This window comes from uncultured Roseobacter sp., assembly GCF_947493125.1.
Lineage (GTDB): Bacteria > Pseudomonadota > Alphaproteobacteria > Rhodobacterales > Rhodobacteraceae > Roseobacter.
This window is the reverse complement of sequence record NZ_CANLQB010000001.1, coordinates 650,695-666,630: the sequence shown is the minus strand read 5'-3', so window position 1 is coordinate 666,630 and position 15,936 is coordinate 650,695. Positions and strand designations below refer to the sequence as shown.

23 protein-coding genes are annotated in these 15,936 nt (G+C 57.7%); all 23 read left to right on the top strand.

Going from position 1 to position 15,936, the window contains the following annotated elements:
• The first annotated feature begins 24 nt into the window (after window positions 1-24).
• The 23 genes from Q1A71_RS03285 to Q1A71_RS03175 all read left to right on the top strand — a co-directional run bounded on the left by Q1A71_RS03285 (window position 25) and on the right by Q1A71_RS03175 (window position 15,904).
• The gene (locus tag Q1A71_RS03285) at window positions 25-615 is read left to right on the top strand and encodes a hypothetical protein (protein WP_299671715.1); all 591 of its coding nucleotides are present in this window, start codon (window positions 25-27) and stop codon (window positions 613-615) included.
• Window positions 612-812 (top strand): hypothetical protein, encoded by a 201-nt coding sequence (locus Q1A71_RS03280; protein WP_299671713.1) that lies wholly within the window; start codon window positions 612-614, stop codon window positions 810-812. The genes Q1A71_RS03285 and Q1A71_RS03280 overlap by 4 nt, the downstream gene beginning before the upstream one ends.
• Window positions 809-1,990: a site-specific DNA-methyltransferase gene (locus Q1A71_RS03275; protein WP_299671711.1), complete on the top strand. Its 1,182-nt coding sequence runs from the start codon at window positions 809-811 to the stop codon at window positions 1,988-1,990. The genes Q1A71_RS03280 and Q1A71_RS03275 overlap by 4 nt, the downstream gene beginning before the upstream one ends.
• Entirely contained in the window at window positions 1,987-2,199 is a 213-nt protein-coding gene (locus Q1A71_RS03270; RefSeq protein ID WP_299671708.1) for a hypothetical protein, read from the top strand. Before Q1A71_RS03275 ends, Q1A71_RS03270 begins: the two co-directional genes overlap by 4 nt.
• Entirely contained in the window at window positions 2,196-3,260 is a 1,065-nt protein-coding gene (locus tag Q1A71_RS03265; protein ID WP_299671706.1) for a hypothetical protein, read from the top strand. The genes Q1A71_RS03270 and Q1A71_RS03265 overlap by 4 nt, the downstream gene beginning before the upstream one ends.
• A 61-nt stretch (window positions 3,261-3,321) precedes the next feature.
• Window positions 3,322-3,492 (top strand): hypothetical protein, encoded by a 171-nt coding sequence (locus Q1A71_RS03260; protein ID WP_299671704.1) that lies wholly within the window; start codon window positions 3,322-3,324, stop codon window positions 3,490-3,492.
• Window positions 3,493-3,610: 118 nt separating this feature from the next.
• On the top strand, window positions 3,611-3,943 hold the full coding sequence (locus tag Q1A71_RS03255; RefSeq protein WP_299671702.1) for a hypothetical protein: 333 nt from the start codon (window positions 3,611-3,613) through the stop codon (window positions 3,941-3,943).
• Complete coding sequence (locus Q1A71_RS03250; RefSeq protein WP_299671700.1) at window positions 3,940-4,272, top strand: hypothetical protein; 333 nt, start codon at window positions 3,940-3,942, stop codon at window positions 4,270-4,272. The genes Q1A71_RS03255 and Q1A71_RS03250 overlap by 4 nt, the downstream gene beginning before the upstream one ends.
• Window positions 4,273-4,274: 2 nt before the next feature.
• Window positions 4,275-4,595, top strand: coding sequence for a hypothetical protein (locus Q1A71_RS03245; protein WP_299671698.1), 321 nt, complete (start codon window positions 4,275-4,277; stop codon window positions 4,593-4,595).
• A gap of 1 nt (window position 4,596) precedes the next feature.
• Window positions 4,597-5,316, top strand: a complete 720-nt coding sequence (locus Q1A71_RS03240) for a hypothetical protein (protein WP_299671696.1) — start codon at window positions 4,597-4,599, stop codon at window positions 5,314-5,316.
• Between the two features lie 225 nt (window positions 5,317-5,541).
• Window positions 5,542-5,937 carry a hypothetical protein gene (locus tag Q1A71_RS03235; RefSeq protein ID WP_299671694.1) on the top strand — a complete coding sequence of 132 codons (396 nt, stop codon included), beginning with the start codon at window positions 5,542-5,544 and terminating at the stop codon, window positions 5,935-5,937.
• 187 nt (window positions 5,938-6,124) lie between these two features.
• Entirely contained in the window at window positions 6,125-6,883 is a 759-nt protein-coding gene (locus Q1A71_RS03230; RefSeq protein WP_299671692.1) for a terminase small subunit, read from the top strand.
• Window positions 6,880-7,167: a hypothetical protein gene (locus Q1A71_RS03225; protein WP_299671690.1), complete on the top strand. Its 288-nt coding sequence runs from the start codon at window positions 6,880-6,882 to the stop codon at window positions 7,165-7,167. Before Q1A71_RS03230 ends, Q1A71_RS03225 begins: the two co-directional genes overlap by 4 nt.
• Window positions 7,164-7,544 (top strand): hypothetical protein, encoded by a 381-nt coding sequence (locus Q1A71_RS03220; protein ID WP_299671688.1) that lies wholly within the window; start codon window positions 7,164-7,166, stop codon window positions 7,542-7,544. The genes Q1A71_RS03225 and Q1A71_RS03220 overlap by 4 nt, the downstream gene beginning before the upstream one ends.
• Before the next feature lies 1 nt (window position 7,545).
• A complete protein-coding gene (locus tag Q1A71_RS03215; RefSeq protein WP_299671686.1) occupies window positions 7,546-9,192 on the top strand; it encodes a hypothetical protein in 1,647 nt (548 codons plus the stop codon).
• Window positions 9,189-9,374 carry a hypothetical protein gene (locus Q1A71_RS03210; protein WP_299671684.1) on the top strand — a complete coding sequence of 62 codons (186 nt, stop codon included), beginning with the start codon at window positions 9,189-9,191 and terminating at the stop codon, window positions 9,372-9,374. Before Q1A71_RS03215 ends, Q1A71_RS03210 begins: the two co-directional genes overlap by 4 nt.
• Entirely contained in the window at window positions 9,371-9,919 is a 549-nt protein-coding gene (locus tag Q1A71_RS03205; RefSeq protein ID WP_299671682.1) for a hypothetical protein, read from the top strand. The genes Q1A71_RS03210 and Q1A71_RS03205 overlap by 4 nt, the downstream gene beginning before the upstream one ends.
• A complete protein-coding gene (locus Q1A71_RS03200; RefSeq protein WP_299671680.1) occupies window positions 9,909-12,128 on the top strand; it encodes a hypothetical protein in 2,220 nt (739 codons plus the stop codon). The genes Q1A71_RS03205 and Q1A71_RS03200 overlap by 11 nt, the downstream gene beginning before the upstream one ends.
• Window positions 12,129-12,140: 12 nt before the next feature.
• A complete protein-coding gene (locus Q1A71_RS03195) occupies window positions 12,141-13,163 on the top strand; it encodes a hypothetical protein (RefSeq protein ID WP_299671678.1) in 1,023 nt (340 codons plus the stop codon).
• 4 nt (window positions 13,164-13,167) lie between these two features.
• Complete coding sequence (locus tag Q1A71_RS03190) at window positions 13,168-13,398, top strand: hypothetical protein (protein WP_299671676.1); 231 nt, start codon at window positions 13,168-13,170, stop codon at window positions 13,396-13,398.
• A gap of 95 nt (window positions 13,399-13,493) precedes the next feature.
• Complete coding sequence (locus Q1A71_RS03185; protein ID WP_299671674.1) at window positions 13,494-14,609, top strand: N4-gp56 family major capsid protein; 1,116 nt, start codon at window positions 13,494-13,496, stop codon at window positions 14,607-14,609.
• Window positions 14,610-14,693: 84 nt separating this feature from the next.
• Entirely contained in the window at window positions 14,694-15,128 is a 435-nt protein-coding gene (locus tag Q1A71_RS03180; RefSeq protein WP_299671672.1) for a hypothetical protein, read from the top strand.
• A 92-nt stretch (window positions 15,129-15,220) separates the two neighbouring features.
• A complete protein-coding gene (locus tag Q1A71_RS03175; RefSeq protein WP_299671670.1) occupies window positions 15,221-15,904 on the top strand; it encodes a hypothetical protein in 684 nt (227 codons plus the stop codon).
• Window positions 15,905-15,936 lie beyond the last annotated feature (32 nt).

The following is a 15,936-nucleotide window of genomic DNA, read 5'->3' as shown; positions in this document are numbered from 1 at the left end:
AATCCGCCCATAGGAGCTTTCTACTTGCCCGCTGCCTATCTGGCCGCGGACCTCAGAATTGCCGACCTCGACGAAGCGTATCGTGTCATACGAGAGATCGCAGATGTCGGCCTGATCAAGCACGATCCCGATGAGGATATTGTCGCGATCTGCAACTGGTTCGAGTTCAACGAGATCGGCAGCCGCAAGACGCTTGCCGGATACCTCAAATCGGTGGGCGAGTTGCCTGTCATGTCGCCGATCAGAACCCACACTCTCTTTGGTATTTCGGCAGCCATGATCGCCCGCGTCGCTTCATGGAACAAGATCGAGAACCGCGCAGATGCGCTCAACATGCTGGCCGCCGCGCTTGTCGAACATCGCGCACAAATCGGCGTCACATCTTGGGAAGCGGCATTCAGTGACTTGCCGCCGGAGTCTCAAGAAGCCCTCAACATATCCCTCCCTATAGATCTACCGATAGGGGTATCGAAAGCCATACCGATACAAAGAGATAAGATAGAGATTGAGAAAGAGACAAAGACAGAGAGTGAGATTGAAACAGAGAATAAGACAGGCGACCCACAACAAATCATAGCCGCCCTGAACAGAAGCGCGAAGGGAGGACGCAGATGAAAGCCGTGCGTCTGCCCGATGGTAAGTCTTTCGCGCTGCAAGGCGCCGTCTGGTCTGCCAACTACCCGCTCTCCCGTCTTGACGAGACCATCGAATTGTACAGCCGCCTCAAGCTCCGCCGCGGCGGGCGCTACAGGCAGCACTATGCCGACACATTGGAAGCCCTCAAAAAGCTGAAAAAGGAGATGGATGCATGACGGATCACTCCGACCATACCGTCACAATTCTGGTGGGCGACGCGCTCAAGACACTGAGAAAAATGCCGGATAAATCGGTATCGGTCGTGATCACATCCCCACCGTATTGGGGTCTTCGAGATTATGGCGTTGAGGGGCAGCTTGGCCTTGAGGCCAGCGTTGGGCGCCATGTAGATGCGATGATCAAGGTGTTTCGTGAAATCCATCGCGTCCTGAAAGACGATGGCATTTGCTGGGTCAACTACGGCGATTGCTATGCGACCACGCCAAACGGGCGCGCGGCGGCTGAAGTCAAAAGGGGCGGGCATGACGATCGCGTGTTTCGCGATAAGCCGTTCTCAACCATAGGCGAGGACTTCAAACCCAAAGACCTCTGCATGGTGCCCGCGCGCTTTGCAATCGCGATGCAGGCAGACGGCTGGTGGATACGCTCGGAGATCATCTGGGGCAAACCGAACGCAATGCCGGACAGCGCCAAGGACCGGCCTGCCGTGGCGTTCGAGAAGATCTACATGTTCACGAAGTCCGCGCGGTACTTCTACAACTACGAGGCCGTGCGACAGGCGCGGTCGAGCGATGAAGATGCCCCAACGTTTCGCGGTGGGTGCTACGTCAACGGTGCTCAAGACAACGCCACCATGGGGTACAGACAAGACCGAGGGAACAGAAAAATACCCGAAAGTTGGGAAACGGGGTCTGGCACACATGGAAGTTTCAAGAAGGCGCGCGGCCCGCGCCAGGGCCGCGCTGTCACGCCCAGGCATACGCCTGAAAACACCCACACGCAGTTGGACGATGTGCCGAAGTGTGAAGGCCGTAACCTGAGAAACTACGAGCCAGCGGCGGTGCAGGTCTGGGAAATGTCGACCACACCTTTCACAGAAGCGCACTTCGCCACCTTCCCGCCGGAACTCGTACAGCGATGTATAGACGCTTCCTGCCGACCAGGTGATGTGATCCTTGATCCGTTCGGCGGCGCGGGCACAACCGGGCTGGTTGCGCATAAAAACCGCCTGTCCTGCATCATGATCGAGTTGAACCCTGAATATGCCGCACTCGCCCGGGCGCGCTTGGCCAACGGGCTGGTCAAATTGGATCGGCCAGCGGAACCGCTTCCGAGGATTGGTGATGAGAATAATCCGCAGGGCGACCTGTGGGCAGAGGAGGAGCAAGCATGAATTTTCGAGAGAAAATTAGCGTCGAAGTCAACATGCACGACTACGGTCGGCGGCTAGAGGCAAAGGTCCATGGAGATATTCTCGATCTATTGCGCGAACGCGAGGCTCAGATCGACGAGTTGCAAGCAAAGATCAGGACTATCACCAAAGAGGAGCGCCGACAGTTGTTTGCGGCCAGCCGGAAACGTTGCCGGAGGGCCCAATCATGACTGACCAACTGACCGAAGAGGAACGCGCGGCAGTCGATGCCTATATGGCCGATGGCGGACAGGTTTCTGTTGTCAAAAACGAAAGCCGGTTTGACAAGATTGCGCGCCGCCGAAAACTCGTCGGCCAGTTGCGCTCAGATGGGCAAACCTACACGCAGATTGTCGACAGCATGCGAGATCGCGGATGGTTCATTACAATTTCAACAGTGGCCATGGACCTTAAACAGATTGGAATGGTTCGGGAGACCCCGCGCGACGGGAGTGGAAAGCCCTCTATCAGTCAGGTGAAGCGCGCCCGCGCGCAAGAACACGCCAAGAGAGTGTTCGACCGTCGACGGTTCAAGACCACGCCTGTCCCGTTTGGTGAGCCGTCCCGAATGGTTGACGCGTCGGAGGATGGTCCAGTTTTCAAAGATCGCGTGTTTCAGGTCGATGGCAACGAGACCGTTCTGAAAGACGGATGCAACAACTCGAAGATTGGCGGTGACGTTCTGGTTGGGCGGCTCAAAGGTGCTCACATCGTGACACTGACCCTGCCAGAACGTACCACCTGCCCGAGCAGCTGCAAAATGTGGCGGGGCTGTTATGGAAATTCGATGCACTATGCTCGGCGCTGGGCACCTGGCCCCGAACTCGAACGCCAGATCGAGTCTGAGATTAAAGCCCTATGTGCCTCATATGAACTTGTCCTTGTCCGGCTCCACATCCTCGGAGATTTCTACAGCGTTGGGTACGTGAATCTTTGGGCTGGGCTGCATAAGGAACATCCTGGCCTCCATGTCTTCGGATTCACAGCGTGGCCAGAAGATAGCCGTATTGGTCAAGCTGTCGCGAACTTGCGTTGCGAGTACCCGGACCGCTTCATGGTTCGAGTGTCGGGCCGGACAGGCACATGGGGCAGTTTCACCCTACCCTTCCCGACTGAGGCCAAGACAATCGGCGACGCAATAGTATGTCCCGAACAATTGGATGGAATGAAAGGATCGCCGGACGGTCGGCACTGTGGCAACTGCGGAATATGCTGGTCTACTGATCGCCCCATCGCCTTTGTCGAACACTGAAGCCTTGTAAAACTCGCATCGAGTCCCTTCATTCATAACATTGGATGAAAGGAACATTGATATGGATTGGGACTCTCCCGTTGTCGATCTGCTGCTCGTGATCTTCACGATCATCGTTGCGGTCAACGTTGCGATGTCAGGCGCCGGTGCGCTGGGCGGATTTGTCACGCTCGTTCTGGTGCTGATCACCGCAGGCCGACTGCTCTGGTCCTTCAACCAGCGCCAAGACTGACTTCAAAAACCAATAATTGAAAATTTTCAATACCCACGCATTGACAGAGCTATAATATAACTCCTAATGTATAGCAGGCGACGGATCAGCCGTAGGCCGCAAACACAGGAGTTTCCAAGTGATCACACCCAAAATCAACGATGTGTCCCCCTGGGGCATCATCGAAACCTGCACTTATATCGCGGACGGCATCACGGCTGTTTCGACTTTAAGCCACGGCGGGCTGCACCTTTCCCTATGGCGCCTCCAAGCAGTCCCGATGGAATGGCGAATGGCGCGCCAGGCTCCGCGAAACACGCTTGAGTGTCCGTGGTTCGAGGAGGATTGCGAGGGCTGCATGGTCGTCTTGTCGTTCTTGCATTTTTTCAAAGATGAGCAGCGCGAGTATGCGGCGATCATGCAGGAAAATTGGCTGCGCCCTGCGCTTCTGGGCGCGGAGATGGTGTCATGAAACACCTTCCCATTCAGGAACAACGTGTCATCGGCGCCATGACGCGCGCGATCCTTGCTGACAAGACCTGTCGGATTTCGGTCTGTGACGATCACAGCCTGGTGCAGCCAGAGTCCCGCAACCGGGCTATGATCGAGGCCAGCATCGGCCACACTCCAGAAACCCGACTTGTCGTTCGGCGCACCTTTGGTGTTGGGTCGCGCGCATATGCCGGCGAAATCACACTCACCCACGGGAAAGGCGAGCAGGTTGTGACGGAATACACCTACGATCTGGCTTCGCTCATCGAAGAAGCCCAAGCGCTTGCAGAGAAGATGAAGGAGGTCTGATCGTGACCGGATTTCAGAACAACACCAACGATAAGCGCGTTCAGAAAATACTGGAGAACCTCCGTTTGATCGAAAAGTCAGCCCGAGCCAACAAGGCGGGGCCAGAGCAGGTTACCGACCTGCTCAAGCCTGTGGTTGACCATATCATGAGCATGGGAGCGGCAATTACCGAGGACGCGCCCAGCCCCCCGCGGGCAGGTAATGGGAAACCGGCACCATACATGACCGTCAAGCAGATGGCCGAGGAAGCTTCCCTGCCGGACCTAACCTACGCAATGGCGGTGTACCTGAACCGCATAGACGAACACCTGAAGGAGACCTGACATGCCGACACTTATTGAAGCTTGGGATGAGCACGGAGAACCGATCTTGAGTACCTTTGATCCGTTTCGCGCGGGGATTTGGTTCGAAGGCCACCCCCCTGTCAATACGTTCTCCATGTTCATCGTCAAGTATGGGGAGATGAACGTCGCATTTATCGTGAAGCGAGAACTGTTTGGCGACTTTTCGCGATGGGTTGCGCAGTACATTTCCGACAACACAGTCCGCTCGCTGCTTGGTGGATTTGGAGACGACGAAACCGGCATGGAGTATCTCACGCGGATCGGCGCGAAGATCATCGCGAAACCTCTATTCATCCGTTACGGTGATATGGCGTCTACAGCGGATCAGATTGCCGAGGAGGAGCGTGCGGCCGCCGCAGAGGCGCAGCAGTTGGCCGAGCGGGCTTATCATATGGAACCAGCGGATCGCGAGCGTTGGTATGAAACAGCATTTGCCACGAAGGACTCTGCAAGCATATCTTCCCCAGCGCCCACGGCGGCGAGCGCGCTGCTGACAATCGTACCCGACTATGGTGAAAGCGGTTTAGAGGCTGGACTGTCGGAAATGCTCGAGGGTATTCGCCATCTTTGCGATTTGTCGGGCTTGGATTTCTACAAGATCATGGATAACGCTTATCGACAGTACATTGATGCTGTCTCGGAGTTTGGGATGGCACATGACATAGACTTGAAGCGCGCCATTGAGGAGGAACTGCTGTGAACCGGCGCCAGTTTCTTTCGACCGCTGTCGCGGTGCCGGTAGCCGCCGCGCTACCGTCCCCATTCATCGCGCCGAGACCGGTTGTGCCCGCACTCGTGTTCCCATCACCGTACTTTGACGCAGGGACCCATCGGGATGCCATGAGAGTATTGCAGCGCGAGAAAAACCGTATCGCATCGCATTTTTTGGTAGACATTGAGTCTCTCGGCAAGGACCGGTCGATCCATGAGAGCGATTGAGCCTACCACAGCCGGCCTCTACGCGATCAAGCGCGCTACGATCTTCCGCAACATTTACCCTGATGGTCTGAACGGCGCCGAAAGCGCATCTGAGCGCCGCCGCATCGGGGAAATGACTCTTGATCTTGATATCTCTGCGGCTCGCACCTTAGCGCACGGCTTCATCATCAGGTACGGCGAGCCTGATGCTATGCCACCCACGCCGGACAGCATCAGTTTCATGGTCGATACTTTATCCTTTCGCCTGGGCGGCGTGTCGCGAGCTGACGCGTGGAGCCATATCGGCATTAAGCCATCCAGAGGTCGGGCCTTGCTGACCCGCAACCACGCGGCGTTCAACTGGCCAATCTGGTACACGCTTCTCTCAGCTGCGCTCGAGTAAAAGGGGCGCCAGCGCAAAAAAAGGCCCGGCTCAAGAGCCGGGCAAGTTTTCCATCAGGGAGTAAGACAGTGAAACAGGTGTCCCACGTGATATTTGTATGTCTTATAAACATAATATTTGCAACTCTAAACAGCATTGACTTGAAATTTTTCAACAGGCATTGTCCCGGCCATCAAAGGGGTAGTGCATGTCGAGCGGCGAAGTCCCTCTAAAAAATCACCGTAAAGAATTGTTTTGCCAACATTATGTTGGCTGCTTCAATGCGTCCGAGGCTGCACGCAAAGCCGGTTACTCGCAGAAAACAGCCGGATCTCAAGGCGCAAGGCTGTTGAAAGATGTTGCAGTGCAAGAACGCGTCGCCTTCCTTCAAAGCGAAAACGCCAAAGCCCTGGAACTGGACACGGCGGACGTGCTTGAGCGCTGGACCACTTTGGCGCTCGCCGATCCCAACGAACTCATCTCCCACATCGTGGGATCGTGCCGTCACTGTCACGGTAAGGGGTTCAAGTACCAGTGGCGTGATCAAGACGAATTCGAGGACCACCACCAAGCATGGTCCGACCTGCCCGAGAAAGCGCGCGATAGCATGCGAGAGCCGTCAAACGCTGGCGGTTACGGCTACCGGTTCCGCCGCGAACCAAACATCGAATGCCCGCAATGCGATGGTTTCGGTCGGCAGCGCACAGTTGCCCACGACACCACGCGCCTCAGTCCCGCGGCGAAGACGCTCTACGCGGGCGTCAAAGAGACCCAGCACGGCATCGAGATCAAGATGGAGGACCGCGCCGCGGCTCTCAACAACATCGCCCGCACGCTCGGCATGTTCGCCAAAGACAACGAGCGCACCCTATCGCCCGGAGACAAGCTGCAGGAATGGTACGAGACCTTCTCGCAGAACGGTTCCCGGGCGCCAATCCAACCACAGAAGGAAACCCCGCCCAAATGACCAATAACACCTTCGGTACGATCTTTTCACAAATCGCCTCCCGCATGGCCGCCGCACTCTTCAAAAAAGAGGTCGCATCCATGCGGGAGGCCGAGCCCTATCGTCACGCGCAAGCCATCGTTACCACGTCAACGCTCGGCGCCGCGCCTGATGCAGTCGACCGCTACAAGGCGCCTCACGCATACAGAGGCACGCCTCAGAAGATGAGGCGACGCAAAGGCACAACTCGCCACCCCGCGTTGATCAAAGGCAACCGACCGTTGTTCAAGGGGCATCGGCCATGAGTTTCAATGACATGAAGGATGCGTTGGCATATAGCTTTTTGCCACCAAAGCCGAATTGTGTGTCTCTCAACCTCACAGAGGTGCGTAGATACTTTGATGTCGCTGGATTTCCGAATGGAGAGATGATCGTAGAGGTTGGCGTTGCGGATAACGGCGTCTTTGCAGTCGTCAGGTATTCGTACAAGTGCAACAATCCAAACTGCAATGAGCAGCACTATGGCTATATTCGTGGCGTAGTGCCTCACGCCCTGGCTAGTTCGAAAGCCTTAGCCGCTGTTGCAATTCAGGCATACGACTCCCTGCGGCGACAGTCAGAGCTTGTGGAAGACGAGAACGGCGATGAAGTGCCGGAACCGACCAAGGCGCTGATCAACTGACATGATGGGGGCCGCCGCATATGACGTTCCGAGAGACGACGACCACGCCCGCGAGTTGGTCTCGGATTGGGAATGGCGCATATTCGGCGGCCACCTCTACAAGATCCGCCTGAAGGAACCCGACCTTGACGATGACTGGATGGATCCGCTGGACCCGGCCAACCAAGACGAGGCACCATCCATAGGTCACAATGGCAGTCCCGACATGATTGGGGCTTTCATTCCGAACAAAGCCCAGCGCGACTTCCTCAACGCACTGCACTACCGCAACATCATCCTGAAGGCGCGGCAAATCGGGTTCTCAACGCTCATCGAGATCATGGCGCTGGATCATGCGGTGTGGAACGCCAATCAGTCGGTCCTCATCGTGGCCCAGACACTCGACGTCGCCAAGAAGCTGATGCGCGACAAGATCAAGTTCGCGTATTTCCGTCTGCCAGAATGGGTGCGCCTGCTGTGCCCGCTGACCATCAACTCGGTCACGACAATCGAGTTTGCAAACGGCTCAACCATTGAGGTCAGCTCCTCAGGTCGAAGCGGTACGTTCCAATTCATCCACGTGTCCGAGATGGGCAAGATTTCAGCCGAGCGCCCGGCGCACGCTCGCGAGATTGTCACAGGAAGTTTGCAAGCGGCGTCCAAGTCCGCGCTCGTGTTCATCGAATCCACCGCCGAGGGCATGGGCGGCACCTTCCACGACATGAGCAACGACGCCAAAGCCAAGCACGACGCTGGCTCAATGCTCTCGTGGGCAGACTACAAGTTCCATTTCTTCCCGTGGTGGCAAGACCCAGGCTACCGCATGAAGCCCAAGGCTGTTGTGATCTCCTCGACCGATCATGCGTACTTCGACCGGATCGAAGGCGAGATGGACGTGTCAATCGACCTAGATCAGCGCGCTTGGTACGTCGCAAAGCGGGAGGCCGATTTCCGCGCCGTCCCGCATGACATGCTGCGAGAATACCCATCCACACCCGATGAGGCATGGCAAGCATCCACAGAGGGCCGATATTTCGCTCACGTGATCGCGACTGCCCGCAAGGAAGGCCGTATAGGCACCTATCCGATCATACGTCACTTGCCGGTGAACTCTTTCTGGGACATCGGCGCCACCGACACAACGAGCGTGTGGCTGCACCAGAAGGTGCGGAACATGGATCATTTCGTGAGGTTCCGTGAGGCAGCCGGCGAAGGCTATCTCCCCATGATTTTGTGGATGGAGCAGCAAGAGGTGCTCTGGGGCGATCACTTCCTGCCCCACGATGGCAACAACAGCATCAAGGGCAAAGAGAGCATCGTCAAACCGATCACGATGCTGCGCGAGATGAAACCGCAATGGTCATTCCGCATCGTCCCCCAGATTGACACGATCCAGAACGGTATCGACCTCACCCGCCGGGACTTCGCCACGTATTGCTTTGATGAGGCTGGAACCAAGGAAGGCCTTACGCACATCGAAGCCTACAGCCGCGAATACAACCAGCGCCTCGACTGCTGGGGTAACCAGCCTCGCCACGACGAGCACAGCCACGCTGCAGATGCGCTGCGCCAGAAAGCGCAAGGCATGCCTGGTGGAGCACTTACCGACCTAGTGTCCGGCCCGACGAACAAGAAACCCAAGCGCAGAGCGACAGGATTGACCGCATGAGCAGCGAAGAGCTGAAAAAGATCAAAACGGCCATTGAGCATATTCAGGAAGCATATGTTCATCTGGACCAAGTTCTGCAAGAAAGCCCTGCCGTCATTCGAGTTAGGCTCAATCTTCGTGAATCTGAGTTTTGGCTGAATGACGTTTCCAAAGTGCTTGAAAGTTTGGGGTACGGCGAATGAGCAGCGCCAAAGGCCCCCTACTGATCGGGCTGTCCTCGCCTGGCAGCGACAATGAAGTTGTGGACGTGCGCACCTACACGCGGCCAGTCCTCGATCTGAACTATCGTACGTTCGATCACATGGTCGAAGGCATCCGGGTTGTTGGCACATGGGTGTTCGACAAAGACCCTGAGCCCTGCCTTGTCCTGCTGCATCCGCGTCGCAGCGTGCCGAAGTGCGTGCCCTGCATTGTGCGGCTCTCCAACATCTGGAAATGGGAAGACTACGGCGACGCCAAATTCAATACCGAGGCCGAGCGCAGTGTCGCCGCCGATGGTGCGCGTGAAGTGGCCCGCCTGTGTCTGGACTTCGCGCCCTACCTCGGCATGAACCCGAAGAACCCCAAGGCCTTGTTCCGCATTCTGACAGCCGTGCGCAAGCGGACCTACGACCTTGTGAAAATGCCCCCGCCTCCTCTCCGCCCCCTCACCGAGACTGGAAGTTACCAGATCACAAACGTCAACACGGGCAAGACCATGGAAGGGGAACTGACCGATGAACTATAGCGATGATCGCCGCGACAACGAGGTGATATTCAACCCTGACGCGTTTCCCAAGCCGCTGCAGGGCGTCGTCACCGATCCGAGAAAACTGGACAACTCGCTGTTCACGATGGTGCATTCCGAACTGGTCGGCATGTTTACGTCCGAGCTTCAGCGGCAAGCCGCGTCACGCGCTGAGATGCAGATGGACGAGGCTTTCTACGACAACAAGCAATGGAGCGACGATGAACTTCTTGTCCTCGCATCACGCGGGCAAGCGCCACTTACGTTCAACGTGATTGCGTCCGCGATCAATTACATGCTCGGCATGCAGCGCCGGGCACCGAAGGATTTCCGCGTCCTGCCGCGCCGCAAAGACGGGTTGGCCGCATCGCAGTTGAAAACTGAACTGCTCAAGTATGTCTCGGACACCTCAAACGCGCACGCACACTACGCCAAAGCGTTCAAGGATCTGGTGCGCGCGGGTATAGGCTGGCTCGAAACCGGACACATGGTCGACTACGACCGCGAGCCTGTGTTCGAAGGGTGGGAAAGCTGGCGCAACGTGCTCTGGGACAGCAGCGGCCAAGCAGACGATCTGTCTGACGGCCGATATCTATTCCGAAGCCGCTGGACCGATCTTGACAGCTGCGTAGCAAAGTTTCCGAAACGGCAGCGTTTGCTCGAAGAGAGTTGCCAGACTTCCTATGTCATGTCCACGACCGGCAACAACATCTCGATCATCGACGCTATGGGCGACGACGCCATGGACGCGCGTGAATACGAGTATTGGGATCAGGCCGACTATGTGCTGCGGCCAGGCACGATGACCCGACGCCGCCTTCGCCTCGTTGAAGGCTGGTACAAGCGCACCATGACCACTGACGTAATCAAAGGCGGCGATTTCTCCGGGGAGATCTACGACCCTTGGAGCCGCGGCCACTACGCCGACTTGGACAGTGGGCGAGCCAAGCTTATGCGGCGACCCCGCCAGATAATGCATGTCGCTGTCTTCACCGACAAAGGGCTGCTTTACCACGGCCCAACGCCATACCGGCATAACCGATTTCCGCTCACGCCCATGTGGGCCAACCGAGACGCCGAAACAGGCATGCCCTATGGCATGATCCGGCACATTCGCGATGCGCAGCGCGATCTCAACAAACGCCTATCGAAGTCGCTGCATATTCTGTCGAGCGCACGCGTGTTCTACGAGAAGACCACAGATGTTGACGTTGAAGAGTTGCGCGACGAGGCTGCCCGTCCTGATGCGATGATCGGATACGCCCCTGGGGGGAAGCCCCCCACAGTCGAGACCGACTACAACCTCTCACAGGCTCATATCGGTCTCATGGGAATGGACATGGATTTTATCCAGAACATATCCGGCGTGACCGACGAGAACATGGGCCGCGAGACAAACGCATCCTCTGGTAAGGCTATCATTGCCCGACAGACAGAAGGCCAACTGTCCACCTCTCATTACTTTGAGGCTGAGCGATCCGGGCGGAAACACCACGGCGACAAACTGTTGAGTTTGATCGAGCAGTTCTTCTCCGAGCATAAGATGTTCCGCATCACCAACATGCGGGGCAATCCTGACTGGGAGGAGATCAACGTAGTACCTGGAGATGATATCAGCGACATCACCATGACCAAAGCTGATTTTGTGCTGGATGAAACTGATTGGTCGGCCACAGCGCGCCAAGCCCAAGCCGAGACGCTGCTCGACCTCATGACCAAATTGGCCGCCACCGCCCCGGAGATCGTGATTGCGACGCTCGATTTGGTTGTCGAAGCCTTGGACGTGCCGAAGCAAGAAGAGCTTGTGAAGCGCATCCGGCAGGTCACCGGCCAGAACGACCCGGACGCCGACCCGGAGAACCCGGACGAGGAAACCATGGCCCTGCAGGCACAGCGAGACGCTCAAGCAGCGATGCAGGCGCGCGCAGCAGAGGCCGAGCTTGCCTCGACCGAAGCCAAGGCCATGGAAACCGCCGCACGCGCAAAGAAGACACAGGCCGAAACGCGCAAGACCCTGCAATCCCTTGCTTCCGGCTCTCTCGAGGACATAAAAAAGTCCCTCGAGGTTGCCATTCAGATGATTGGAGCACCGGCTGTTGCGGACGCGGCCGATCAGATCCTCTACGCCGCCCAGCGCTCTGCGGAGTCTGCAGCACAGCCACAGGGGCCAATGCCCCCGGAGCAACCACCCCAGCCCATCCCCGCTTAAAGGAGACACACCATGTCGGGAAATACTGATGAAAAAACGCTTGAGACTGATCAAGCCACTGCACCTGAAACCAAGGATCAAGCGACTGAGCAGCCGAAGGCCGAAGCGGACGCCCCGAAGAGCCCGGATGATATGCCGGCGGCAATGACCGACGCCGAGCTTGATCATCTGACCGACAACGAGCGCAAACTCCTCAAGGACATGGAAGATGAGGAAGCCGCCAAGGCCAAGGAGGCCGAAGACGCCAAGGCAGCCGAAGAAGCCAAACTTGCCGAAGAAGCCGAAGCGGCGAAAGGTGCTGATCCGCCAGCAGAGGAGGCAAAGGTTGAAGCGCCCAAGCTTCAAGATGTGCCGGACGTGACCGAGCACAAGACCAAGATCGCTGACGCCGAAAAAGAGCGCGAAACCCTGCTTCAACAGGTCATGGACGGCGATATCGACGACGAGGAGTTCAAGAGGCGCGACAAGCAACTCCAAGACAGCCTTCTGGAAGCCACCCGGAAGGTCTGGGACGCTGAGCAGATTGCACAGCAGAACGCCGACATCGAGAATGAAGGCTGGTTCGCCGAAATCGACCGCATGGTGGCCACCCACCCGATATTGAAGGCCGACCAAGAGGTATTCGCAGAATTCGACCGGACCTTGCGCGCGGTCGATGTGAACCCGAACTACTCCCACTTGGACGACCATCAGAAAATCGCACATGCGTATACTCTGCTGGAGATCGACCGACAGGCACGCGGAAAGCCATTGCCAAAGGCGAGCAGCGATCCTGCTGATCCCAAACCAGCCGACCCGGCGCCGCCCATCAAAACCGAAAGCAAAGGCGCCACGCCTCAACCGCGCACTGATCCGCGACCGGAGACACCCGAAAACCTGTCGAATATGCCTGCGACTGACGTAAATGGCGGTGCAACCGAAAGCCGGTTCTACAACATCGACGCCAAGATCGGTTCAGGCAGCAGTGAAGTTGCCGAGGCGGCCTTCGCAAAGATGACACCCGAAGAGCAAGACGCGTTCCTGAACGAGTTTTGACTTCATGGCTGGTCTGACCCTCAGGGTGAAAGACGCGGACACCGTGCGCATTGGCCCGTTTACGCTGACTGTTCAGCGTTATCGGGCCAATGAGTCCCGCGTGAACATCGACGCCCCGCCAGATCTGCTTATCGAGTTGTTGAACCACAAGGATGTGTCAGCAAACCTCGAAAGCATCACGGACGACACCATCGACGCGATGGACACCCCGCCGCGAGATCGCAATAGGTCTTGAAAATTTTCAAACCCTGATACAGTATCCGCGTCATCAAACGCCGGAACGCGCAAGATGTGCTTCCTCCAACGCAATTCTGCAACGGAGATCACATCATGCAGACGCAGACAGGCATCAATTCCCCTCAAGCCGTCAAGCGCTGGGCCATTAGCCTTGCAGCCGATGTCGCCGAACAGGCGTACATGGAGCGCTTCACCGGCAAGGGTGCCAACAACATCATTGAAGTGAAGTCGGATCTGGAAAGCGATGCCGGTGATGAAGTCCGCTTCGACATCAACATGCGGTTCCGCCAGAAGCCGACCTACGGCGACGCACGCCTCGACGGCAACGAAGAAGCGCTCAAGTTCTACCAAGACGTGGTGCGCATTGATCAGGTCCGCAAAGGTGGCGACGTTGGTGGCCGCATGACGCGCAAGCGCACGCTGCACAACTACCGCAGTCAGGTTCGGCAGAACACAGGCACCTATCTGGCTGAGTGGATGGACGAGATTGCTTTCGCCTATCTGTCCGGCACCGGCCCGAACGAAGCCATCAACCAGGACAGCCTCATCATGGACGATGATGAGTTGCTGCAAGGCTTCGCGCAGAACCCGTTCCAAGCACCCGATGATGATCACATCCTCTACGGTGGTTCGGCGACCTCCAAAGCTACGTTGACCGCGGCTGACACCATGTCGGTTGCTCTGATCGAGCGTACCGTCACCAAGGCGAAAATGATGAACGCGCTGGACCGCGACAACATCATGATCCGTCCGGTGAAGGTGGAAGGCGCCGACCACTACGTGATGGCAATGTCGCCGTTCGACTCCCACAACCTGCGCACAGGCGCCGGTGATCGCGAGTGGAACGCCATTCAGCGTGCCGCGGCAGGTGCCGAAGGCCGGAAAAACCCGATCTTCAAGGGTGGTCTGGGCATGATCAACAACGTGGTTCTGCACGATCATTCGCGTGTGCGTCGCTTCGATGACTACGGCGTGGGCGCCAACATCGACGCATCCCGGTCCCTCTTCATGGGCGCGCAGGCGGGCATGAAAGCCCACGGCGAGACCAACACCGGGCGCTATACCTGGGTTGAAGAGCCCAAAGACTACGGCAACTCGGTGGGCATCGCGGCAGGCACGATCTGCGGCATGAAGAAGACCCGCTTCAACAACCGCGACTACGGTGTGATCTCCGTGGATTGCGCCGCCGCTGATCCCAACGCTGCATAAGCCATGAGCCGCCCGCGGGATGCGGGCGGCTCCATCTTTCCGACCCACTGAGCCACAAGCCGCAGACCCAAAGGAGCCGCACACATGGCACTTCAAATCAGCAAAGCAGCCCTCAAGCTGCCGCTCTCGAACCCCGGTCAGGCCGGTCAGTCCACAGAGCGCATTTTCGTTCACACCCTCAACGCCGACAGCGGCACCGACATTATCGAGATGGCCGGCCTGCCTGCCTACATGGTGCCCACCGAGGTCACGGTCGACACTGACAATCTGGCTGGCGTCACAACCATTCAGGTTGGCCTGGTCTCCGGTGTGTTCAAAGAACCCGACGACGCCCGGACGCTCGGTTCCGAGTTCCTTGCCGCGGCGCCGTCGACCGCAGAAACCAGCACACCGCTGTTGACGCTCGCTGACATCGAAAAGTCGATGGAGCACCGCGGCATCGGCGTTCAGCTAAGTCAGAACGAGGCCGCCGCCGCGAATAAGCGGATCGTGCTGCGCGTCCGCTACATCTCCATGTAAGACCGGCGCGCGCGGCACTGGTCGCGCGCGCCGTATGGGGTACGGCAGTTTCCGGCCCCCGCCCGCCCGAAACCAGCCACAGAGGTATCCCCATGCAAATCGAATGCACCATCAAGCGCGAAGGCGGTTCCATCGTCCCGATTGAGGACAAAGAGTACCACTTCAAGCCAGTTGACCCAGCACTCCCGACCAGCCCGCATATTGCGACCGTCACAGAGGCTTCGCACATCAAGAGGCTGTTGAGCGCTGGCGCCTATGACATTTACGAGCCGCAGGAAGAAGAGCCACCGGCACACGATCCGCCCGCCGCCGCACAGGCGTCCGTGGGCGTTCTCCGAGGTGCGATTGATCCATTTGTACCCACGCAGACACCAGCGACTGCACCGGCGCCCGACAACGCGGCAGTGAATACCGAGGTGGTCGAACCCATAGACGGCGAGCAAGGCCGTGGCGCGACAACCCCCGTTCCGCAAGAACCGCCCGCCGAACCGCCCGCCGAACCGCCTGCGCCAACCACCAGCGCGCCCATTGCTACCACGCAGGAAGGGACAGAGACCGAAACCGAGGCGGCCACCGATGGTGAGAACAACCCCGCAGAACCGCCGACCCCGGAAGAAGAAGATGACGACGCCGCCGATCCCGAGTTTGGCAATATTTCGGAAGACGACCTGCGGAAGTTGCACGAAACCGAAACCGGGCGGAAACCACACCCAAAGGCAAAGCCTGAGACGATGATCGCCAGTATCAAGGCCGCTCGCGCCGAACGCGCGGGCTAAGCCCAGGCAAGCACATGAAGAATTGAGGGAGC